The organism is Methanonatronarchaeum sp. AMET-Sl (assembly GCF_029854155.1).
Taxonomy (GTDB): Archaea; Halobacteriota; Methanonatronarchaeia; order Methanonatronarchaeales; family Methanonatronarchaeaceae; genus Methanonatronarchaeum.
On sequence record NZ_CP122958.1, the window covers coordinates 815,114 to 836,475 of the forward strand.

The 21,362-nt window shown below is 38.5% G+C and carries 22 protein-coding genes; 16 read left to right on the forward strand and 6 right to left on the reverse strand.

The window, feature by feature from the left end:
* Nucleotides 1–198: 198 nt before the first annotated feature.
* Entirely contained in the window at nucleotides 199–690 is a 492-nt protein-coding gene (locus QEN48_RS04070; protein WP_280107623.1) for an RNA-binding protein, read from the reverse strand.
* 295 nt (nucleotides 691–985) lie between these two features.
* Between QEN48_RS04070 and tnpA the strand changes: the two genes are divergently transcribed.
* The 3 genes from tnpA to QEN48_RS04085 are packed head-to-tail and all read left to right on the forward strand — an operon-like array spanning nucleotide 986 to nucleotide 4,346.
* The gene (gene tnpA / locus QEN48_RS04075; RefSeq protein WP_280107624.1) at nucleotides 986–1,372 is read left to right on the forward strand and encodes an IS200/IS605 family transposase; all 387 of its coding nucleotides are present in this window, start codon (nucleotides 986–988) and stop codon (nucleotides 1,370–1,372) included.
* Complete coding sequence (locus QEN48_RS04080) at nucleotides 1,357–2,679, forward strand: zinc ribbon domain-containing protein (RefSeq protein ID WP_280107625.1); 1,323 nt, start codon at nucleotides 1,357–1,359, stop codon at nucleotides 2,677–2,679. The genes tnpA and QEN48_RS04080 overlap by 16 nt, the downstream gene beginning before the upstream one ends.
* Nucleotides 2,676–4,346 (forward strand): radical SAM protein, encoded by a 1,671-nt coding sequence (locus tag QEN48_RS04085; protein ID WP_280107626.1) that lies wholly within the window; start codon nucleotides 2,676–2,678, stop codon nucleotides 4,344–4,346. Before QEN48_RS04080 ends, QEN48_RS04085 begins: the two co-directional genes overlap by 4 nt.
* Before the next feature lie 126 nt (nucleotides 4,347–4,472).
* On the opposite strand, the gene QEN48_RS04090 is transcribed toward QEN48_RS04085, so the two are convergent.
* Nucleotides 4,473–5,231: a hypothetical protein gene (locus QEN48_RS04090; RefSeq protein WP_280107627.1), complete on the reverse strand. Its 759-nt coding sequence runs from the start codon at nucleotides 5,229–5,231 to the stop codon at nucleotides 4,473–4,475.
* A gap of 210 nt (nucleotides 5,232–5,441) precedes the next feature.
* On the opposite strand from QEN48_RS04090, the gene QEN48_RS04095 reads away from it, so the two are divergent.
* A complete protein-coding gene (locus QEN48_RS04095; protein ID WP_280107628.1) occupies nucleotides 5,442–5,624 on the forward strand; it encodes a hypothetical protein in 183 nt (60 codons plus the stop codon).
* Nucleotides 5,625–5,718: 94 nt separating this feature from the next.
* Here the strand turns inward: QEN48_RS04095 and QEN48_RS04100 are convergent, their stop codons facing one another.
* Nucleotides 5,719–6,702 (reverse strand): metallophosphoesterase, encoded by a 984-nt coding sequence (locus QEN48_RS04100; RefSeq protein WP_280107629.1) that lies wholly within the window; start codon nucleotides 6,700–6,702, stop codon nucleotides 5,719–5,721.
* A gap of 279 nt (nucleotides 6,703–6,981) precedes the next feature.
* Here QEN48_RS04100 and QEN48_RS04105 point away from each other — a divergent pair, with 279 nt between their 5' ends.
* The 7 genes from QEN48_RS04105 (at nucleotide 6,982) to QEN48_RS04135 (ending at nucleotide 11,591) form a co-directional block, all read left to right on the forward strand.
* A complete protein-coding gene (locus QEN48_RS04105) occupies nucleotides 6,982–7,530 on the forward strand; it encodes a rubrerythrin family protein (RefSeq protein ID WP_280107630.1) in 549 nt (182 codons plus the stop codon).
* A 577-nt stretch (nucleotides 7,531–8,107) separates the two neighbouring features.
* Nucleotides 8,108–8,584 carry a transcription elongation factor Spt5 gene (locus tag QEN48_RS04110; protein ID WP_347985129.1) on the forward strand — a complete coding sequence of 159 codons (477 nt, stop codon included), beginning with the start codon at nucleotides 8,108–8,110 and terminating at the stop codon, nucleotides 8,582–8,584.
* A 1-nt stretch (nucleotide 8,585) separates the two neighbouring features.
* Entirely contained in the window at nucleotides 8,586–9,029 is a 444-nt protein-coding gene (locus QEN48_RS04115; protein ID WP_280107632.1) for a 50S ribosomal protein L11, read from the forward strand.
* Nucleotides 9,030–9,045: 16 nt separating this feature from the next.
* Nucleotides 9,046–9,684, forward strand: a complete 639-nt coding sequence (locus tag QEN48_RS04120; protein ID WP_280107634.1) for a 50S ribosomal protein L1 — start codon at nucleotides 9,046–9,048, stop codon at nucleotides 9,682–9,684.
* A 1-nt stretch (nucleotide 9,685) separates the two neighbouring features.
* A complete protein-coding gene (locus QEN48_RS04125) occupies nucleotides 9,686–10,552 on the forward strand; it encodes a 50S ribosomal protein L10 (protein ID WP_280107635.1) in 867 nt (288 codons plus the stop codon).
* A gap of 21 nt (nucleotides 10,553–10,573) precedes the next feature.
* The gene (gene rpl12p, locus QEN48_RS04130) at nucleotides 10,574–10,903 is read left to right on the forward strand and encodes a 50S ribosomal protein P1 (RefSeq protein WP_280107636.1); all 330 of its coding nucleotides are present in this window, start codon (nucleotides 10,574–10,576) and stop codon (nucleotides 10,901–10,903) included.
* A 232-nt stretch (nucleotides 10,904–11,135) separates the two neighbouring features.
* Nucleotides 11,136–11,591: a DUF61 family protein gene (locus QEN48_RS04135; RefSeq protein WP_280107637.1), complete on the forward strand. Its 456-nt coding sequence runs from the start codon at nucleotides 11,136–11,138 to the stop codon at nucleotides 11,589–11,591.
* 320 nt (nucleotides 11,592–11,911) lie between these two features.
* On the opposite strand, the gene QEN48_RS04140 is transcribed toward QEN48_RS04135, so the two are convergent.
* Together QEN48_RS04140 and hemB are read right to left on the reverse strand one after the other, a co-directional pair.
* Nucleotides 11,912–12,484: a stage II sporulation protein M gene (locus QEN48_RS04140; RefSeq protein WP_280107638.1), complete on the reverse strand. Its 573-nt coding sequence runs from the start codon at nucleotides 12,482–12,484 to the stop codon at nucleotides 11,912–11,914.
* 157 nt (nucleotides 12,485–12,641) lie between these two features.
* On the reverse strand, nucleotides 12,642–13,610 hold the full coding sequence (gene hemB / locus QEN48_RS04145; protein WP_280109096.1) for a porphobilinogen synthase: 969 nt from the start codon (nucleotides 13,608–13,610) through the stop codon (nucleotides 12,642–12,644).
* A gap of 677 nt (nucleotides 13,611–14,287) precedes the next feature.
* Between hemB and mcrB the strand changes: the two genes are divergently transcribed.
* The 5 genes from mcrB to mcrA (QEN48_RS04170) all read left to right on the forward strand — a co-directional run bounded on the left by mcrB (nucleotide 14,288) and on the right by mcrA (QEN48_RS04170) (nucleotide 20,404).
* The gene (mcrB, locus tag QEN48_RS04150) at nucleotides 14,288–15,616 is read left to right on the forward strand and encodes a coenzyme-B sulfoethylthiotransferase subunit beta (protein WP_280107639.1); all 1,329 of its coding nucleotides are present in this window, start codon (nucleotides 14,288–14,290) and stop codon (nucleotides 15,614–15,616) included.
* A 2-nt stretch (nucleotides 15,617–15,618) separates the two neighbouring features.
* Entirely contained in the window at nucleotides 15,619–16,041 is a 423-nt protein-coding gene (gene mcrD / locus QEN48_RS04155; RefSeq protein ID WP_280107640.1) for a methyl-coenzyme M reductase operon protein D, read from the forward strand.
* Nucleotides 16,042–16,068: 27 nt separating this feature from the next.
* Entirely contained in the window at nucleotides 16,069–16,842 is a 774-nt protein-coding gene (gene mcrG, locus QEN48_RS04160; RefSeq protein ID WP_280107641.1) for a coenzyme-B sulfoethylthiotransferase subunit gamma, read from the forward strand.
* A gap of 2 nt (nucleotides 16,843–16,844) precedes the next feature.
* On the forward strand, nucleotides 16,845–18,503 hold the full coding sequence (gene mcrA / locus QEN48_RS04165) for a coenzyme-B sulfoethylthiotransferase subunit alpha (protein WP_280107642.1): 1,659 nt from the start codon (nucleotides 16,845–16,847) through the stop codon (nucleotides 18,501–18,503).
* Nucleotides 18,504–18,745: 242 nt separating this feature from the next.
* Entirely contained in the window at nucleotides 18,746–20,404 is a 1,659-nt protein-coding gene (gene mcrA / locus QEN48_RS04170; protein WP_280107643.1) for a coenzyme-B sulfoethylthiotransferase subunit alpha, read from the forward strand.
* Between the two features lie 14 nt (nucleotides 20,405–20,418).
* On the opposite strand, the gene QEN48_RS04175 is transcribed toward mcrA (QEN48_RS04170), so the two are convergent.
* Complete coding sequence (locus tag QEN48_RS04175) at nucleotides 20,419–21,261, reverse strand: cytochrome c-type biogenesis CcmF C-terminal domain-containing protein (protein WP_280107644.1); 843 nt, start codon at nucleotides 21,259–21,261, stop codon at nucleotides 20,419–20,421.
* Nucleotides 21,262–21,362 lie beyond the last annotated feature (101 nt).

Below are 21,362 nucleotides of genomic sequence, written 5' to 3' on the forward strand. Positions count from 1 at the left end.
CTCCAAAACAAAAAACATAAATAGAACCAACCAGAAAATCCAGTCATACTTAAAGACATGGCCACTCCACCCCAAACCTGTCTAAACACCTAAAAACACCAGATATCCAGAAAACAACAAACCACACAACCCCACTATACCTCTTTTTTAAAAAATAAGACATAAACAAAAGAAAAAAAACCCAAACCCAATATATCTTCAAACATCCTTCAAAAAATCCCACAACTCATCCTGTACATAATGAACGTTTTCACCAACCTTACCAGAATCACTTTCCACCATAAACACACCATCCTCAACAGCTCTACAAACCGCTATAGGTTTCTCATGCTCTTCCTCCACCACCAAAAACAAATCATTGACCCCTATATCAACATCAGCAGTTACAACACCAGGCGCCATCAAATCAGCCCCATTCAATAAAAAAGGAATTGCACCCTGATCCACAACAACCCTCCTTTTATCAACATCATTATTGAGAGCCCCAACAATAGTTAAAAAAACATCATCACCAAACTCCATCAAAACAGGTTCCTTATCAATAAAAATCAAGTTATGACCTTCATCTGTCTCAGCAACCTCAACATCAGAATCCAGTTTTATAACATCTGAACCAAACATCTCATTAATTTCATTCCTAAGATCACGTATTTTATCACTTCTCATATGATGTCTAGAAGTTATCTTCATATTATACCTCAAAAACTCGATTAAAACAAACAAATAAAAACTCTCCTCTAAATAGATATTTTTTATCCATCCAAACGGATAAAAACAAAACCAATCCAACAAACGAATGATAAATTGTATTAACTATATATAAATAAATCAAACATGACAGAAAAACCAGAAAACTCTCTCTAGTTTAGATGGGGATAGACAGAAGTCTCCTCTCCGTTCAGGGAGGGGGATGAATGTCGTGATGTAGGAATGTGGGGTTTTTTAGGGTAAACTATTTGATAGGGTATACACCTATTGTGATATAATGGGGAAAACCCGTTACTCACGTTACCAAATAAACTATCATTTTGTCTGGATACCTAAATACAGACGGGATGTTTTAACAGGTGATGTAAAAGAATCTCTCGACAAGATAATAAAAGAGATAATAGATAGGATGAATGGAGAAGTATTATCTCTGGAGATACAGCCAGACCATGTTCATCTTTTTGTTTCTATGAAACCTAAATATTCTCCAGCAAAGATTATCAACGCTGTCAAAGGTGCATCTTCAAGAAGGGTACGAAACGAACATAAAGAGCTGAAAGAACAGGGTGATAGTCTTTGGACGAGGACATACTATGTGGGTACTGCTGGAAAGGTATCGGATAAAACGATAAGGAGGTATATCGAAGAATGTCAGAGTACGTGAAAACAGTCAAAGTACCACTTCATTTTGACACAACAGATAAGAAACTATCGTATCTTGATAACCTGACAGGGAGACAGACCTATGCTGTTCAACTATTCTGTGAGAGGTTGAACGAGAATGATATTGTTCCAAAATACAGGTCTGGAGTACGTGAGTTTTCTGATTATGTACGTGAGGAGACAGGGTTGTCTGCTGGTTTCATCCAGCAGGCAGAGGATAAGGTTCTATGGATGTACAAGCAATACAAGAAAAGTCACGACAGGTGGGAGTGGGCGTTAAGTAATGCTACGGAAGGTACGAGATGGTACAAGAAGTTGGAAGAGCGAGAACCGTCTGTACCGAATCCAAAGAAGTCTTTGAAAAAGATACCTACTCCGTTCGATAATCGTACGGGGGAGGTGCAAAAGACGGATAAACTTGACCTGACAGAGTGGGTTGCTCACATATCAACACTAAAGAAAGGAGAGACGATAGATATACTGCTTAATCCATCTGACTGGCACAAAGAACAGCTCGAAGAGGCGGAGGAGATTAAGACTTTCGAGATTGTTCATCATCCTGAAAGAGAATGTGAGTATATAGTTCATATAGTTTGTAAGTATAAATCTGACACCGTTCGGACAGGTTCTGTGTGTGGTGTGGACTTGGGGATCAAGCGAGACCTATCAGCCGTGCTGATAGATGATAACGGTGTAGAACAGTTCACCATCTTGCAGAACGATAAGTTTGAACGGCTTAAAGAACTTGACGACAGGATAAGTCATCTGCGTAGAGAAGAAAAGTACGAAGTTTTGAAGAAACTTCGCAATAAGCGTGAGAGAGTTGCTGAGGACTATGACAGGAAAATGGCTAAACAGTTCGCAGAACTGTTGCCAGACGGTACAACAGTGTTCTTCGGCAATCCAAGAGATATACGATACAACAAGTACAAAGGAAATGGCGATAAAGCGGGTAGAAAACTGCTACAACACTGGTCGTTCAGCAGGATAATAGACCAGTGTGTGCTGAAACTGAATGAAACAGGTAAAAATGGTGAGAAGATAACCGAATGGAACACTTCAAGACTTCACTATAAATGTAATAAACAGGTCAAGAGACCGTATAACGATTCCTTTCAACGTATCAAGTGCTCTACGTGTGATGATGAACTTGACGCTGAGTTCAATGCGTCAGTCAACATTGCTGTGAAGGGTATATCCCAACACAGCGATAAGTCCATTGAGCCAGATACATTCTGGCAAGATATGGCGGGGGCAATAGATGACATAGCCCGAACTGGAGATGATTTGGAGGCGAAAACCCAATGAGTCCAGAACCTTCTGAAACGCTGAAGGAAGCCCAACACCATCAGGCGTTTGGGAGGATGTCACGAGGCCGTATCTTGAGTTTCTTTAAAAAAATCATTGATCCAAACAAACCTGAATCCAGTCCAAAAGTTGTGTTAACATCAGATGAAACTATGATGAGTGATTACAGCGGCGGAGTCTTTATCGGTTTCTCCACCTGTATGCCCACAGGTATATTTCCTACATGGTTATACTTCAAAACAGTAGCTCCACCTGTACCTAGAGAAAAAGGTAGAGCTGTTCAAGCCGATTATGGATTAAGAATAGTTGAATCAACATTATTAGAAAATGGATTTAGCAGAGAAGAAGTTGCAGTAGTACATCCAAAGGATATTGAAAAAGTTGTTGGAGAAAATACAGAAATAATAGCTATTGGAGGTCACGACATACTTGGAATAAACCCCCCTACCTCAGAGTTTGTCGAATTTCTCCAAACGGGACCTCCATTAAACCGAGTTAAATTCCTAGAATTGATTAGAAAACCGGTAGTTCAAGATAAAAAAATAATCGTTGGAGGAAAATCTGCTTGGCAGGTTGCAGATAAAGAAATAATGGATAAACTAGGCATAAACCACGTATACCTCGGAGAAGCAGAAACCAAGATTTTAGAAACAATTAAATCAATCCTAGAAGGTGAAAAACTACCAGAAATTATAGAAGGTGAAGAAGCCAGTGTAGAACAAATACCGCTGTTAAAAGGCGCTACAATACATGGATTGGTTGAAACCATGCGTGGATGCGGCCGTGGATGCGATTTCTGCACACCAGCAATGCAAAAAATCAGATTCAAACCAATAGAAAATATAGTAAAAGATGTAGAAACCAATCTAAACGCAGGAATTGAAACCGCCCTGCTTCACAGCGAGGACATACTTAGATATGGAACCAAAAAAATAACTCCCAAACCCAAGAAAGTCATAAAACTATTCAATGAGATAAGCAAACTAGAAAGAGTAAAATCAATAAAAACAAGCCATATATCACTAGCTTCAGCTTACCACAACCAAGAATTAGTTAAAGAAATATCGGACATATGCATGGCATTACCAAAACAAAAAATAATAGGAACACAGACCGGTATAGAAACCGGTAGTCCTAAACTCATAAATAGATATATGCCGGGAAAACCACTCCCCTCAAAACCAGAAAAATGGCCAGAAATAGTAGAACAATCCCTAGGCCTATTAAACGATAACAACTGGTTCCCAGCCTGCACACTAATGTACGGCTTGCCTGAAGAAACAAATGAAGACATAAAACTAACCCTAGACCTACTTGATGACATAAAACATACATCCAAAATCATAGTTCCCTTAAATTTTGTTTCAATGGAAGGCTCTGCCCTATCAAAAAACAAATCATTTACAGCAGAAAACATGGATCCAATACACTGGAAATTAATAGGAGAATGCATGGAACAAAGCATCGATTCAATACAAAACCTCATCAAACAAAAAAACGAGATATTAACACCCACCGGAAACTACCTAAAAACAAAGATATTCAACTACTTCATAAAATACCTAATCAAACACGCTGAAAAACACATAAAAGACCTAAAAAAAGGCAAACCACCAAAAAACTACCAAAACCTAGAAAAAAACTACCGGATCCCAGACCTAAACTAACCTAAACCAACCCAAACCAAACCACCTAACAACGGTCTAAACTCGTTATCCAAGAAACCATCTTCCTAAATCTCTATTTTAGGTAAGTGAGAAAGTCACAGCGGTGCAGCGCGGAAGCCCACCTCTTCAGCGGTGAGTAGGTGACTCACATCCACAACCTAAATCACCCAAAACATCATTTATTCTTTCAACCCGTTTTAAAAAACGACTTACATCTTCTTTCGAATTGAAAAGAGTCCGGTTAGGATGCATAATCTTGTTCCGGAGATCTATAAGCCCACTGAAATGGTTTCTAAACTGGGTTTTAGAAGAAAAACCACATTCAGAAACAAGTTCTTTATCACCTTGAATAACATTCACCATATCTGAAAGTGACATATACTCAGCCACATGAAGCTCAACCCCCTCCAACTTAGCCTTATACCAATGACCAACGGTGTGATCACCCAACCTAGCAATAAGCTCACTGGCATCAGGGTCAGAATACTTCATAACAATCAATTCAGAAAGACGTTTCTCCAAATCAACAACTAAAGGATAAACAACCTCCCTAACACACCTCTTATTAAGGTCCGCCAAAGTAATTATAAAAAAACCATCACCACTTTCAATCAAAACAAATGGATACCTATCAAGATACTGAATAGCATCAAGAATACCATTACCACTCTCAAGAACCTGCTCCTCATCCAACTCCTTAAACTCCTCATCCTCAACACAAAAATACAACCCCTCAGACGGAATCGGAACAAAATCATAACCTTTATCCCGATAATAACCAACATTATCCCTCACACCATCAACAGAACCAACCTCAGCCTTAGAACTAATAGCCATACAACCCTCCCTATAACCACCAAACAAACCCACATCACTATCAACCATAAACAAACACCACTAAACAAATATCTCCTGAAACAACAAAACATTAACACAAAAAACAAACCAAAGATAACCCTAAACCAAAAATAACCAAAACTAAAAAAAATACATAAAAACAACTAAAACGTTTTAGAAATCTTCAAAAAAGTATAAAACAATAAACATATAATATCTGTTCGAGGGGATGGTAACCTGTTAAAATCGAAAAGTTACATGATACTTGGCTTGATATTTCTAGCACCAAGCTTAGGCATATCAGCCATAGACTCGTTTTTAGGATTAAACCTACTATATGAAACAAACATTATTAACATAATAATCATTGCAACTATAGCATTTCTCCTATTGATATACTACGCAACCAAAGACGAAAACTCCAACCTATTAAGAAAATAAATAAAAAAAATAATTTATAATAACTAAGGCATTAAGACCCCCTTCCTCCTAAGAGAGAGGAGATTGCACTCCCCCATTCTATAAATATCAAAATCTATTTTTTATTTAAAAATCCATATATAAGTGTAATAGAGACAATCAAAATTAGCGTTACTACAACTAATGAAACATTAGAGCTTTTCATCTCCTCTACAGATATCCATTGACCCAAGTTGTGGTCTCTGAACTCCAAATGAATATTTGATTTGTCTTCATTTATTCTTTCTATCGATAAAAAAAGACTTTGTTCTTCATCGGCCCACCACCAACCCCAGTGATACAGAGAGGTGATTTTAAGCCGATCAAATCCATATCCATCGATATTCTCCTCGTAATCCCATTTATGAGCATGTCCCGAAATCCATAAAACTATATTGTATTCCTCAATCCCATCTCCTAACCAATCATCAAAAGATGTAACTGCTCTATCGATAGGGCAGTGATGAGTCAACATAATTGTTGGCAGTTCAGGGTTTTCCTCAAGAGTTTCTTTAAGCCATCTATCTTGATCAGAACCAATAACCTTTGTATGTGTTCGATCACCATCTTCATCGGAAAGCCCAATTATCTGAACCCCATTAACAACCTCTCTAAAATAATTAACTTCCTTCACAGGCTCCCCTGTTTCCCTGTCAAAATCATGATTTCCAAGAATATAACTCCAATTATGGTTAAGCATATTCATAGCTTCATCAAACTGATTGACGAACTCACTTCCATCATGTACAAGATCTCCTAAAATAACTGCAAAACTAGTATTAAAGGTATTAACGTCTTTCACAGCAGTCTCAAGTTCTTGACCATAGGTACTATGGCCTACATGACTGTCTGCAGCAATCCACCAACTAACAAAATCTTCATCACCCAAATCTGAAAAATCACTATCTACAGAAACCTCAATAGAAATACGATAATCATCATCTACAGAAGGAAAACCATCATTTATTGATGAAGTTATTGGAACCTGACTAAACCCGATAAATATAGAAATAAATAAAACAGAAAAGATAAAAACACCAATAAAACTAAATCTGGACAATAATCATCACCTAAACTACTTAATCAATAATATGTTTAACTTCCTTAAATAGTTTTATATATGTAAAAAAAGTTTAATAAACACTTTAATATAATTAAACTATTTTTAAAGATATAAAAATATATATTAGGTATTTTTAAAACTTTATTTAATGTATAAATTGATTTGAAACCTCAATAAAACACAGGATACAAAGACATTATAACAATATATCGATATCTTGTTTTTTGGGTAATTATATATTTATTAATTAACTATTTTTTGTTTAAGGGTTTTTTTATGAAAGAGATGACTTATGGTAATGTTAGAAATGCTTTTTCTGGCGAAAGCCAGGCTTATGTTAGATATATGTTGTATTCAGAGGTTGCAGAGGATGAGGGTTTTAAAAATGTGTCTTTGTTATTCGATGCGGTAGTGTTTGCCGAAAAAATACATGCAAGAAATCTACTTGAAATATCTCCAGATGGAGTTGAAGCTTCAACAGCACCAATGCACTCCGGAATAGGAGATACAGAAACCAATCTAGATAAAGCGATTCACGGTGAAGAATTTGAAACCAATGAGATGTACCCCTCATATTACGAGGTCGCTAAAAGCCAAGAAGAATCTGAAGCAATGAGAATTTTTAATTGGGCAATGAGAGCTGAAAAAGAACATGCAAAACTATACAAAATAGCTAGAGATAAAGTCGAAAAAGGACAAGACATCGAAATAAACTTAATAAATGTCTGTTCAAGATGCGGATACACAATTGATGAAAAACCCCCAGAAAAATGTCCAATATGTGGTGCCCCTCAAACCAAATTCAAAGAATTCAGCCAAAACTAAAAAAACTGAGAAAACAGATAGAAGAGACATACTACCTGACCTAAAGAGTAAGGAAAGGGTTTCAGAGAAATTTTTGGTGTCAACCCAACTTTATTTTCAGGTCGCATTGCCACAACCCCCCTTTCTTCACATCCAGAGTGACAAAAAATAAGCGTTTTTTTATCCAAAGTTGTTTTTTGGAGACGTTTTGACGAACCAGACGTCTAAATACATTTAGATATATCCTAACCATTGTTTTCGATAACTGTCCATAACTATATCATCCTTCCAAAAAATCTTAGCCTTAGTTTGAACGTAAAATCAAAAAACCTATCAATCGATAGGTACACCACTATCTTTATTGTTTTTTAGGAAAAACAATTGGTGGTTAAGGTTTTGGTTTTTTAAACCTCTGAGTCATTTCATACGTTAATTGGTTTTAGTGGTCGTTTAAATCAAAAAATTTTATATAGAACTCGGAGAAATGAATACCACATTTTTATCGCTCCTATTTTACTTTATTGGAGTGGGTCCGTTTTGGGTCGTATTTATGAAGTTACACCTCATCATAGTTGGAGGATAAATTTTGAGAGAAGATATGGAAAGCGATGAAGAAGAGTCAAAGATATTTGCTCTTAAGACAACTGCGAATCAAGAAAAAGCAGTTGGTGACATGATATATCAGATTGCTAAGAGAGAGAAACTTGATATTAGGGCAGTTCTCTCTCCTAGCTCTCTTAAGGGATATGCGTTGGTGGAGGCCCCTAGGTCTGATATATTAATAGAGGCTTCTGAGAGCATACCTCATTCACGGGGTATAGTTGAGGGAGAGATACCATTAGAAGAGGTTGAACATTTCCTCACTCCGAAGCCGGCGGTTTCAGGGATATCTGAAGGTGATATCGTTGAGTTAATCGCGGGGCCGTTTAAAGGCGAGAAAGCTAGGGTTAAGAGGATTGATGAAGCTAAGGAAGAAATAGTTCTCGAACTCTTCGAGGCTATGGTCCCTATACCTGTAACTGTACAGGGAGATCACGTAAGAGTTTTAGATCAGAAAGAGGAGGTAGAAGATTAAAATGGAAGAAATTAATGCTTTAGTTGATGCTGGAAATGTAAGTCCAGGTCCACCTCTAGGACCGAAACTAGGTCCATTAGGTGTTAATATCCAGAAGGTAGTGGATGACATAAACAAGGAAACTAGGGATTTCGAGGGAATGCAGATCCCTGTAACGCTTAAGGTAGATCCTGATACAAAAGAATATGAGATAGAGGTCGGAAAACCCCCAACAACAGCTTTGGTGAAAAAAGAAGCAGGCGTAGAGAAAGCTAGTGGTAATCCTGGTAGTGAATACAGCGCCAATATATCAAGAGATCAGATAGAGAAAATTGCTGAAATGAAAAAAGAAGACCTCTTAGGTAAAGATACCGAACAGAGAATGAAAGAAGTTGCAGGTACTTGTCGATCTATGGGGATAAAGGTCGATGGAAAAGAACCGCAGGAATTCATAGATTCACTCTAAATAAAGGTGTTTAACTTTGATATCAAATGAAGAAATCTTAGAAAAAGTTGATACGGCAATCGATCTAGCTCCTGAAAGGGGCTTCAAAGAAAACGTTGATATGGCAATAAATCTTAAAAACCTAGATCTTTCAGACCCAAACAACAGAGTAGACCTCGAGATAGTTCTTCCAAACGGATTAGGCAAAGATGTAAAGGTCTGCGTAATAGGTAATTCAGCCCAAATGTTGAATGTTGAAAACGCAGATAAAAAAATAACTCCAGAAGAACTAGAAAGACTCGGAGAAGAAAAATCTGAAGCAAGAACAATTGCAAAAGAAATTAACTTCTTCCTAGCCGAAGCCGACCTAATGCCAAAGGTAGGTAAAATACTAGGTCCAATACTAGGTCCAAGAGGAAAGATGCCCGACCCAGTAAGGCCAGGTGAAGAAGTGGAACCAAAAATAAAGAGACTCAAAAACACAGTTAAACTCCGATCAGGAGAAAGCTCAACCTTCCACACACCCGTTGGAACCGTAGAACTCGGTCAAGAAAAAATAACCGAAAACATAAACACAATGCTAAAAAGACTAGAAAGAGACCTACCACAAGCAAGACAAAACATAGACTCCGTATACATAAAAACAACAATGGGGCCATCCGTGGAGTTGATTTAAAATGAGTAGCAAAGTAGCCGAATGGAAAATAAATGAAGTTTCAAACCTATCAACAAGAATAGATACAAGCCAAGCTGTCGGCATAGTCGACATTGGAGGAATCCCAGCACGACAACTACAAGAAATGAGAAGCAACTTAAGGGGCAAGGCAGACCTAAGGGTAAGTAAAAACACCCTGATAAACATCGCCCTAAATAACGCAGAAAAAGAAGGAATTAAAGACCTAAAAGAATACCTAGAGGGACAGACTTCACTCGTATTTTCAGATATTAATCCTTTTAAACTTTACAACATGCTTGAAGAGAGTAAAACAACTGCACCAGCTTCAGCAGGCGATATAGCCCAAAAAGACATAGTGATTGAAGAAGGCCCAACCTCCCTAGAACCAGGGCCTGTCCTCAGTGACCTACAACAAGCCGGCCTGCCCGCCGGAATAGATGGTGGAGACGTCGTAATACAAAACACAACAACAATAGTCGAAAAAGGAGAAGAAATAAACGCCAAAGTAGCCGACGTACTAAGCAAACTCGACATCGAGCCGATGGAGGTCGGCCTAAAACTAAGGGCAGTCGTCGAAGAAGCAACAATATTCGAACCAGAAACACTCGAAATAGACATAGATAAATACAGAGAAGACATAACACAAGCACACGCCAGATCACTAGCACTCGCAATGAACATACAATACCCAACAGAAGAAACCATCGAACCATTAATAAAGAAAGCATACACCGAAGCCCTCGCAGTAGGAATCGAATCAGAAATATTCGAGCCAGAAGTACTAAAGAAGTTGGTAGCAAAAGCCAACATAGATGCAGGCACAATCTCTTCAAAAATTGGTGAAGACTTTTTATCCGATGAAGATTAAATCAATGGAGGTGTAATAAAAATGGAGTACATATATGCAGCTATGCTAGTTCATTCAGCAGGAAATGAAATAACAGAGGAATCAATATCCGATGTATTAGGTTCAGCTGGAGTAGAAGTTGATGATTCAAGAGTAAAAGCGCTCGTAGCAGCACTTGAAGACGTCGATATAGAAGAAGCAATAGAAAGTGGACAAATGGCCCAAGTGGCCTCCGCTCCAGCAACAGAAACAGCGGAAGCAACTGAAGAAACAGCAGAGGAAGAAGAAGCAGAGGAAGAAGAAGCAGAGGAAGAAAAAGACGAAGAAGCAGAAGAAGATGCAGCAGAAGGACTTGGAGCGCTGTTCCAATAACACAGCGATCCAACCCTCTCAAACCGAGAGGGAAACACCTTCCCCTTCCCTAATTTTCAACCAAAAACCCACCTAAAATAAATTCATATCTATTTTTTTAAAACCCAACAAGATAAAAAAAAGTCCTTAGAATCAAGTAGACTTAAAAAACTTTTTTCAATAGTTTTGTTTAATATTAGTTTACTTAAATAAAATAAAAACTTGATACTTCTCCAAACAAAAAGGTTTAACGATGAGAGGACGAAGACTTGGTGGCAAAACAGGTGGAAGTGAAGAGTCCGAGAGATATAAACGTATCTTAATGAAACAGATCAAAGCCTTAAACAACCATTTACCCCAGAGAAGAGCTAGCCTAAAGCAACTAACGAAAAACCCAGAAATAAAACTTAAAACCCGGAAAGGAGAAGAATTCACAATCAACAAAGAAGAAATAAAAGAGATTTCAGAGATAATTCCGGAGAGATATTGGGAAACACTCAAACTACCCATATACATAGAAATTAACAGAAAACACGCAAAAGGAACCTATAAAATATCTGGAAAATATGCATGCAAGGTAGTAGCAGAGCTACTGGACAAAGAAATCGACGAAAACAAAGAAGAACTATTTATATATCGCCCCGAAGTAATCGAACTACGAAGAAAACTAAAAACAACAACTGAATATATGTTCGCAGCAAGAATCTAAAAAAACCTATTTAAACCATTATTAACAGTCTTCAAAAAAAGGGAATTAAATTATTTATAAGTAAAACACTCTTATTTTTTAGTATTTCAAACCTATTATTTGAGTTAACAACACCTCCACTTCGGTCATCTTAATGATTTGCTTGTTGATGGTGTTGTTTGTCAGTGGAAGCGGCCTCTGACATATTAGATTAAGGAATATATCCAAGGGTTCGGTGCAACTGTCTCTGATTTTAAGGCGTATTTGATTACCCTGATTGCCCTACCCACTATGTTACCTACCTTGTTCATTTTAGGAAAAGGGGGGTTCGGCATTGAAGATTAATTGAAACTTTCCATTTCTTCTCCTGTTATTTTTTTGATTAAGGCAGTTTCAAGTGAAGCGGCCATCAACAAGAAAGGTATTACAATAAGTATAAAAACCGGTAGGAGTTCTATAAATGGATTTAAATTAAAACCTTCTCTAAAAATTTCTAATCCAAGATCTATGCCAATTGCAAATGAGATCCAGCTTGCAGGTAACTCAAGCCAAGCAACCGGGTTTAAAAACATCATTGCAAAACTTATTTCTCCAAACTCTTTCATTGATATTACACCAAGATGGAGGCCTAAGAAAAAAGCTAATACAAAAGGTAATACAACTAAAAACCCGGAAAGGAAGTTCACCAACAACGAAAAAGAATTAAAAACAAAAATAAAGACAAAGATCTTAAACCAATGGTCTTGAGGCCCAATTTTTCTTTTAACCCAACCCCAAACCCAAACAGGATACTTAATTAAGACATTAATGTTCCAACGCCAAACTGGATAAGCAAATACATAACCAACTAGAAAAATCAAAGCCGAAACTAAAAACCAATCCCAACTAATTAAACCAATCAATTCAATAACCATTATAAACCCCAACGTATATTATGTAAGATAACACTAAACAGACATCAATAAAAGCTCTTATAGACATTCTCTTATAGACATTACAATATAGCTCTAGGTTAGAGACAATATATCTTTATAAACCAAGCATCGAGTTGTAAATAAACTTTTTTATTAGTTAATCTGTTTTTTTGAGTTTTTTGGCTATCTCTTTTGCAAAGTAGGTGATTATTATGTCTGCTCCTGCTCTTTTTATGGATAGTAATGATTCTTCGATTACTTTGTCGGACATTGTGTTGTTTTTAACTGCTTCACGCAGCATGTTGTATTCACCACTTACTTGGTAAGCTGCTAATGGCAAATCAAATTGGTCTGAGGTTGTCTTTATTATATCGAGGTATGGCATAGCTGGTTTAACCATCAACATATCAGCTCCTTCTAATACATCTAGGTTGTTTTCCCTTACTGCTTCTTTTTTCTGAGTTACAGCCATTTGGTATCCTCTTCGATCTCCAAAACTTGGTGTAGATTCAGCTGCGTCTCTAAAAGGCCCATAGAAACTGGATGCATATTTAGCTGAATAACTTAGTATGGCTGTTGAATTAAATCCATTTTTATCCAACCCATCTCTTATAGTGGTAACCATTCCATCCATCATGCCACTTGGTGCAACAATGTCAGCACCGGATTCAGCATGGCTAACTGCGGTTTTTGATAGTAATTTTAAAGTTTCATCGTTATCTACAGTTTCATTTTTTATAACGCCACAATGTCCATGATCTGTGTACTCACATAAACAAACATCAGAAATCAATGTTAAATTGGTTTCATCTCTAAGTTTCCGCAATGTTTTCTGGACAACGCCATTTTTCTTCCAAGCGGATGACCCCGACCGATCTTTTTTTTCAGGAACACCGAATAAGATAACAGCAGGTATACCTAAATCTTCAACCTCTTTACCAACATCTACAGCATCCTCTATTGGATATCTATAAACTCCATCCATACTGGGTATCTCTAACCTTTCACTTCGATTCTCAACAAATAGAGGATAAACAAGGTCATCTGTCGTTAACTTTGTTTCCGACATAAGTCGCCTAGTTGACTCTTTATCTCTCAAACGCCTCATCCTATTGATAGGGAACATACTCAAAAATATCTCGTTGAACAAAATTAATTCTTTAGGTAATTTCCTAATTTTGTATCAAGGTTAAAACCTCTTCTTTAACAAAGGAAATATAGACCTGATAGCAAGGAAAGAATATAGATAGACCTATCTATAGTGTATTTGTAGTTAACAACCCCAAACCATAGTTAGCTCATCCTTTTTGGTCCGTTCGCTGCGTTGGTCTTTCAGGAAAAGGGCCTTCGGTTTGAGAGTAGTATGGAAGTGTATTGGAAATGAGGTTATAGGTGATGTGAATTGTGCTTAAAATATTATTAAGTATTTATAAGGGAGCTTTCGACTAAAAATAGGTATAGTGAGTCATAATAGCTAATATAAACTCCTGGAAGGCTTAGATTTGCTATTTTTTAAGAAGAAGAGGATTTGATGCAAAGGTTAATAAGGGATGTTTGATAGATAGTGTGGTTAGCTCATCTTTGTAGGTTTGAAGAAAAATAGATCAACTAATTCTTGGTTTAAACCCCCTACTTAAAGGTTTTGATATAGAAATTAAAGATTTGCCGAAAAAAGGCGTTTTCGTTGAGAGATATACATAATTTATAATGTTTATTAAGGTAGTTTCTTAACACTGACAAAAAAATATATAAGTTATCATTTGAAAATCCTAGGTGAGTAATTTCTAAGGAGGATAAAAAACAATGGAAGATAACATCGATTTATATAGTGACAGAGGTGAACTCCTCGAAAGTGACGTACCGCTGAAGGCGATATCTCCACTGCACAACAATGCAATTAAGAAGACTTTTTCTCTAGCTAAACGCATGGTTGTAGCAGACCTAGCAGGAATGGAGAAAGATCTCAGCACTGGACAGGTTGGAGGCCTCGGAATTCAACTAAAAGGAAGAGAACTCGACCTAGACATCATAAGTAAAGCTGAAGAGATAGCAAAAGCAGTTGAAGAGAAAATTAAAGTCAAAGAAGATGACGACACAAGCGTTGAAATAGTGGCTGACGGAGAAAGACTATTTATACGAGTACCAGAAGAAAGATTCGAAGCTGGTGTAGAATATACAACAGGACTATCAGCAACTGCATCCGCAGTGACTGAAGCCGTCGTAGAGACATTCGATGTCGATATGTTTGACTCAAACATGGTTCACGCTGCAGTTTGGGGAAGATACCCACAAACAGTCGAACTAACAGGATCAAACCTCGACACACTTCTCGACATACCACAAAGAAACGAAGGGATAGGATACGCACTCCGAAACATAATGGTGAACGACGTTGTAGCTTCAACACAGAAAAACGCTATGCAAGCAACCGCACTATCCATGGTTCTCGAACAAGGAGCTATGTACGAAACCGGAGACGCAGTAGGATCATTCGAAAGAAAACAACTACTTGAACTCGCATACGGTGGACTCAACGCAGACAACATCGTATACAGCATAGTAGAAGAAAACGCTTCAGATGGAACAGTTGGCGACGTAGTTGAATCCATAGTTGGAAGAGCACTCGATGATGGAGTAATAGAAGTGAAAGAAAACCTACCATCAGGATACGACGTCTACAAAACAAATGACAGCGCCCTATGGAACGCATACGCAACAGCCGGCATGATGGCTGCAATAATGGTAAACTGTGGTGCAATGAGAGCAGCTCAAGCCGTACCATCAACAATACTCTACTACAACAACCTAATTGAAAGAGAAACAAGCCTACCAGGTGTAGACTTCGGTAGAGCAGAAGGTACATCAGTAGGAATGTCGTTCTTCTCACACTCAATATACGGCGGCGGAGGACCAGGTATATTCAAAGGAAACCACATCGTTACAAGACACGCAAAAGGCGCAATGATACCAGCTATATCAGCAGGTGTCGCCCTAGACGCAGGAACACAAATGATGTCACCAGAAGCAACCTCAAGCCTCAAGTTCGATACATTCGGAGAAATACCAGAATTCCGAACACCAATGGACGAAATCGCTAAAGCAGCAACACAAGTCAAGGGGGAGTTGGCCTAAAAATGCCAACGCAGGTCCAGATTTTCCCAGACAGACTCTTACTCGGAGACACCGCGAGTGAAGTAATAACAAAACTCTCAAAAATCGAAGAAGTCAGACAGATCGTTGTAACAGGCCCAAAAATACCAAAGAGAGTACCATATGGACCTGCAAGCGGAATAGAAAACCCACACACAGAAAGGAAGAAAATAAAAATAATGGATAAAGAAACCGATCTCGAAGTTAGAGTGGGAAGAATAATACTCGACTTAGATGCCGACAAAGAAGACATAGACCCTATAATAGGGGATATAACAGAGATATGCGATCAAAAGATATCGTGCGACTACAACATCGAAACAGGACAATATACAAAACCAAAACCCACTGTGACTGAATATATGAGATATGGTAAAAAACCAGATAAAGAAAATAAAGATAAATAAAATGTTGAAAACATGAGGTGAAATATAATGAATTACGAAGCCCAGAGGTACCCAGGTAGTACCACACCTGCAGAAAACAGAAGAAAATACATGGATCCGGATTACGAGTTAGAAAAACTACGAGAAATATCAGATGATGATGTAACAATTCTACTAAGCCATCGAGAACCAGGAGAAGCGTTTAAAAGCGTCCATCCACCACTTGATGAGCTTGATGAACCAGACTGTCCAATAAGAGAAATGGTTGAGCCAACCGAAGGAACAAAAGCGGGAGACCGAATTAGATACGTACAATTCACAGACTCCGTATACAACGCACCGCTCCCACCATTCATGAGAGCATACATGTACATGACAAGATATCGAGGAATCGATACCGGGACACTCTCAGGACGTCAAGTAATAGAAGCACGAGAAAGAGATGTTGAAAAAATAAGCAAAGAACTCCTAACAACAGAAGTATTCGACCCAGCAAAAACAGGCCTAAGAGGCGCAACAGTTCACGGACACGCTGTAAGGCTTGACGAAAACGGACTAATGTTCGACGCACTACAAAGATACCAATTCAACGATGAGACAGGAGAAGTTGAATACGTAAAAGACCAAATAGGAGTACCACTCGACCAACCAATAACCTTCGGAAAACCAATGAGCGAAGAAGACCTACTTGAAAGAACATGTATATTTAGAGAGGACGGAACACCGTTCTCAGAAGATGGAGAAGTAGTTGAGTTCACACAAAGACTACACAAGCTAAGAACACTAGCTGGATATAATCCTTCTACAATGGATGGTGAATAATAATGGCTGATAAAGAGAAAAGATTTATAAAAGCACTTAAGAATAAGTTCGAAGAAGAACCTACTGACAGTAAAACACATTTCTACGACCTAGGTGGATATCAACAATCCGAAAGGAAAAAAGAATTCCAAGAAAGAGGAGCGGAAATAGCTAAGAAAAGAGGAACACCATCACTGAACGAAGATATAGGTGTTCCATTAGGACAGCGTGTATTAATGCCCTACCAGCTTAGCCATACAGACACAATGGTTGAGCCAGACGACCTACACATAATCAACAACGCCGCAATGCAACAAGCTTGGGACGATATCCAGAGAACTGTAATAGTTGGATTGGATACCGCCCACCAAGTAATGGAGAAAAGACTAGGAGTCGAAGTAACTCCAGAAACCATAAACGAATACCTAGAAGTATTCAACCACACCCAGCCCGGTGGAGCTGTTGTCCAAGAACACATGGCTGAATGTAACCCCGGAGTAACCGGAGACGCATACGTCAAAGTATTCACAGGAAACGACGAACTAGCAGACGAGATAGATGACGAATTACTCATCGACATAAACGAAAACTTCCCAGAAGACCAAGCAGAACAACTAAAAGAAGCAGTAGGCGACTCACTATGGCAAGCAATTCGAGCACCAACAATCGTAACACGAGTCATGGACGGAGCAACAATCCGTAGATGGGCAGCAATGCAAAGCTCAATGGCATTCATATCAAGCTACAGCCTATGTGCAGGAGAAGCCGCAATCGCAGACTTCGCATACGCATCCAAACACTCCAAAGTAATCAACATGGCAAGCGCCATGCCAAGAAGAAGAGCAAGAGGAGAAAACGAGCCAGGCGGAATACCATTCGGATACATGGGAGACATAGCACAATCATTCCGAACAGAACCAGACGACCCATCAAGAGCAACACTCGAAACAATAACACTAGCAGCCGTAATATACGACCAACTATACCTCGGAGGATACATGTCTGGTGGAGTTGGATTCACACAATACGCAACAGCAACATACACAGATGATATACTTGATGACTACGTATACCACGGACAAGACCTAATCGAAGAAGAATACGGCGGACTCGCAAACGTAGAACCAACAATGGAAAACGTAGAAAAACTCGGAACCGAAATGACAGACTATGCATTAAGCGCATACGAAGACTACCCAGCAGCAATGGAATCACACTTCGGAGGATCACAAAGAGCAGCAGTAGTCGCTGCAGCAGCCGGAGTTGCAACCAGTATGGCAACAGGAAACGCAAACGCCGGAGTAAATGCATGGTACCTATCACAACTCCTACATAAAGAGAGAGCAGGAAGACTCGGATTCTATGGATACGACCTACAGGATCAGTGTGGATCCGCAAACAGCCTATCCATAAGAAGCGACGAAGGAGCACCATTCGAACTCCGAGGACCAAACTACCCCAACTACGCAATGAACGTCGGACACATGAGCGCTTACGCAGGAATCGCCGCAGGCGGTCACTACGCCAGAGGCGATGCATGGGTAGCAAGCCCAATAATCAAAGTAGCGTTCTCCGACAACGACCTATCCTTCGACTTCGCAAACATAAACGAAGAAATAGGACGCGGTGGACTTAGAGAGTTCGACCCAGAAGGAGAGAGATCTGGAATAATCTCACCATAAACTCTCCCCCTTCTTTTTTTATTTTTTTTATTCTATTTCCAGAAATAAAACCCATAAATCTATTTCTAAAAAATCATAATAACCAACAAAACCACGTAGATATAAATATCGTTATAACTCATATTTAAACCAAAAACCCAAGCAAACATAGAGACTTTATCAATTTTTAAAACCAAAAGACAGTTTTTATCCAACTCCATAATTACCTTAATATCTCTAAATATACTAATGAGAGATTAATAATGGCTGATAAAGAGAAAAGATTTATAAAAGCACTTAAGAATAAGTTCGAAGAAGAACCTACTGACAGTAAAACACATTTCTACGACCTAGGTGGATATCAACAATCCGAAAGGAAAAAAGAATTCCAAGAAAGAGGAGCGGAAATAGCTAAGAAAAGAGGAACACCATCACTGAACGAAGATATAGGTGTTCCATTAGGACAGCGTGTATTAATGCCCTACCAGCTTAGCCATACAGACACAATGGTTGAGCCAGACGACCTACACATAATCAACAACGCCGCAATGCAACAAGCTTGGGACGATATCCAGAGAACTGTAATAGTTGGATTGGATACCGCTCACCAAGTAATGGAGAAAAGACTAGGAGTCGAAGTAACTCCAGAAACCATAAACGAATACCTAGAAGTATTCAACCACACCCAGCCCGGTGGAGCTGTTGTCCAAGAACACATGGCTGAATGTAACCCCGGAGTAACCGGAGACGCATACGTCAAAGTATTCACAGGAAACGACGAACTAGCAGACGAGATAGATGACGAATTACTCATCGACATAAACGAAAACTTCCCAGAAGACCAAGCAGAACAACTAAAAGAAGCAGTAGGCGACTCACTATGGCAAGCAATTCGAGCACCAACAATCGTAACACGAGTCATGGACGGAGCAACAATCCGTAGATGGGCAGCAATGCAAAGCTCAATGGCATTCATATCAAGCTACAGCCTATGTGCAGGAGAAGCCGCAATCGCAGACTTCGCATACGCATCCAAACACTCCAAAGTAATCAACATGGCAAGCGCCATGCCAAGAAGAAGAGCAAGAGGAGAAAACGAGCCAGGCGGAATACCATTCGGATACATGGGAGACATAGCACAATCATTCCGAACAGAACCAGACGACCCATCAAGAGCAACACTCGAAACAATAGCGTTATCTGCAATGCTTTATGACCAGCTTTATTTAGGTGGGTATATGTCTGGTGGAGTTGGATTCACGCAGGATGGTTGTTGTCATTACACAGATGATATACTTGATGATTTTGTATATTATGGAGAAGAACTGGTTATTGAGCGATATAACGATTTATCTAATGCACCCCTTGATATGGATGTAATTAGTGGGTTAGCAACTGAGATGAATGACTATGCTCTAGGTTGTTATGAAGAGTTTCCAACTGCTATGGAAACGCATTTTGGTGGTTCTCAACGGGCTGCTATCGCGGGTATTGCTGCTGGTGTTACCGTTGGGTTAGCTACAGGACATTCTCAAGCTGGATTAAGTGGTTGGTTTTTATCGCAGAATCAACACAAGGAGCGGTGTGGTAGGTTGGGGTTCTATGGATATGACCTACAGGACCAATGTGGTTATCCGAATACTTTTAGTTATAAGAGTGATGAATCTGGTCCACTTGAGTTAAGAGGTCCTAACTATCCGAATGCTGCTTTGAACACTGAACATATGCCGGCTTATGCAGGTATTTGTATGGCTGCACATTCAAGTAGGGGAGATGCTTGGGTGGTGAATCCATATATTAAAATAGCTTTTTCAGATGATGATCTTTGTTTCGATTTTGCTAATGTTAATGAAGAGTTTGGTAGTGGTGGAAGGAGAGAGTTCATTCCTGAAGGAGAGAGATCTGGAATATTATTTTATTAAGAAAAACAGTTTTTTTATCTGTTTTTATTTATTGGTTTTGAAGTTAGTAACCTCATTGTTATTCCAATTGAGAAGGTTATGGTTCCAAGCCATAATAGTATTATGAGTGGGTTTGTTTCTGCTGTGATTGTTATTTGGTTTTCTTCTGCACTGTTTAGGCTTATATATAGGTCTTCGGTTAGGGTTGAGTGTATTGCTGGCCGGAAGCTATGGCTATCGCCTTTTTCTATGCCTTCAATCTGTGTTGTTGTTTCTTTATCGTTTTTGTCGATTATGTTTAGGTTGTAGTGGTGGTAGGTAGCGTATCCTTTTTCGGTTTCTTCGTATTCTATGAACTCGATTTGATATTCATTGAAATCCCAGACTTCGTTTTTTTCTAGTGTTTGTTCTTGCTGTATCCCCATTGTTGAGGTTGCGAGTACTCCGATTAGGATTAACACTATTGAAATATGGATAACTGTAGCTCCTGTTTTCTTGATTCTATGTTTTTTTGAACCTTTTTTAGTTTGTTTTATTAGGTCTATTGACAACAATATCAGTAGTGTTATGAGAATGGGTAGTGAGAGGTCTATGTATATGTTTTGTATTGGTGATATGAAGTAGAATATTATAGGTGCTAATAGTAATATTGAAAGTATTTTGGTTGTTTTCTTTTTATCTATGTATTTTATTAAGTAACATGTGGTTAATACGTATAATATCGCTAGCATTATTGGGGCGGTTCTTGTGTTGTAGTATGACTTGAATTCAGGGCCGATTCCAAGTATTATTCCTAAAAATATCACTATTGATATTATGCCTAATAATATTGTGGTTAGGGTTGTTAGGTTTTGTATGTTAAGGTCTTCGGGCTTCATTCTTATGTTAATTTTTTTTTGAGATAATAAACCGTTTTTGTAGGTTTTTTTTATCTTGAGTTTTGGTTATTTTTTAGTTATTACGTTAAATTTGATGTTTT

Coding starts and splice junctions, on each gene's coding strand:
- QEN48_RS04090 (WP_280107627.1), bottom strand. CDS start 5,231: ATGGTTGATAGTGATGTGGGTTTGTTTGGTGGTTATAGGGAGGGTTGT.
- QEN48_RS04175 (WP_280107644.1), bottom strand. CDS start 21,261: ATGAAGCCCGAAGACCTTAACATACAAAACCTAACAACCCTAACCACA.
- QEN48_RS04140 (WP_280107638.1), bottom strand. CDS start 12,484: ATGGTTATTGAATTGATTGGTTTAATTAGTTGGGATTGGTTTTTAGTT.
- mcrG (WP_280107641.1), top strand. CDS start 16,069: ATGAATTACGAAGCCCAGAGGTACCCAGGTAGTACCACACCTGCAGAA.
- hemB (WP_280109096.1), bottom strand. CDS start 13,610: ATGTTCCCTATCAATAGGATGAGGCGTTTGAGAGATAAAGAGTCAACT.
- QEN48_RS04095 (WP_280107628.1), top strand. CDS start 5,442: ATGATACTTGGCTTGATATTTCTAGCACCAAGCTTAGGCATATCAGCC.
- QEN48_RS04125 (WP_280107635.1), top strand. CDS start 9,686: ATGAGTAGCAAAGTAGCCGAATGGAAAATAAATGAAGTTTCAAACCTA.
- mcrB (WP_280107639.1), top strand. CDS start 14,288: ATGGAAGATAACATCGATTTATATAGTGACAGAGGTGAACTCCTCGAA.
- QEN48_RS04085 (WP_280107626.1), top strand. CDS start 2,676: ATGAGTCCAGAACCTTCTGAAACGCTGAAGGAAGCCCAACACCATCAG.
- QEN48_RS04105 (WP_280107630.1), top strand. CDS start 6,982: ATGAAAGAGATGACTTATGGTAATGTTAGAAATGCTTTTTCTGGCGAA.
- mcrA (WP_280107643.1), top strand. CDS start 18,746: ATGGCTGATAAAGAGAAAAGATTTATAAAAGCACTTAAGAATAAGTTC.
- QEN48_RS04070 (WP_280107623.1), bottom strand. CDS start 690: ATGAAGATAACTTCTAGACATCATATGAGAAGTGATAAAATACGTGAT.
- QEN48_RS04115 (WP_280107632.1), top strand. CDS start 8,586: ATGGAAGAAATTAATGCTTTAGTTGATGCTGGAAATGTAAGTCCAGGT.
- mcrA (WP_280107642.1), top strand. CDS start 16,845: ATGGCTGATAAAGAGAAAAGATTTATAAAAGCACTTAAGAATAAGTTC.
- QEN48_RS04080 (WP_280107625.1), top strand. CDS start 1,357: ATGTCAGAGTACGTGAAAACAGTCAAAGTACCACTTCATTTTGACACA.
- QEN48_RS04110 (WP_347985129.1), top strand. CDS start 8,108: ATGGAAAGCGATGAAGAAGAGTCAAAGATATTTGCTCTTAAGACAACT.
- tnpA (WP_280107624.1), top strand. CDS start 986: ATGGGGAAAACCCGTTACTCACGTTACCAAATAAACTATCATTTTGTC.
- rpl12p (WP_280107636.1), top strand. CDS start 10,574: ATGGAGTACATATATGCAGCTATGCTAGTTCATTCAGCAGGAAATGAA.
- QEN48_RS04135 (WP_280107637.1), top strand. CDS start 11,136: ATGAGAGGACGAAGACTTGGTGGCAAAACAGGTGGAAGTGAAGAGTCC.
- mcrD (WP_280107640.1), top strand. CDS start 15,619: ATGCCAACGCAGGTCCAGATTTTCCCAGACAGACTCTTACTCGGAGAC.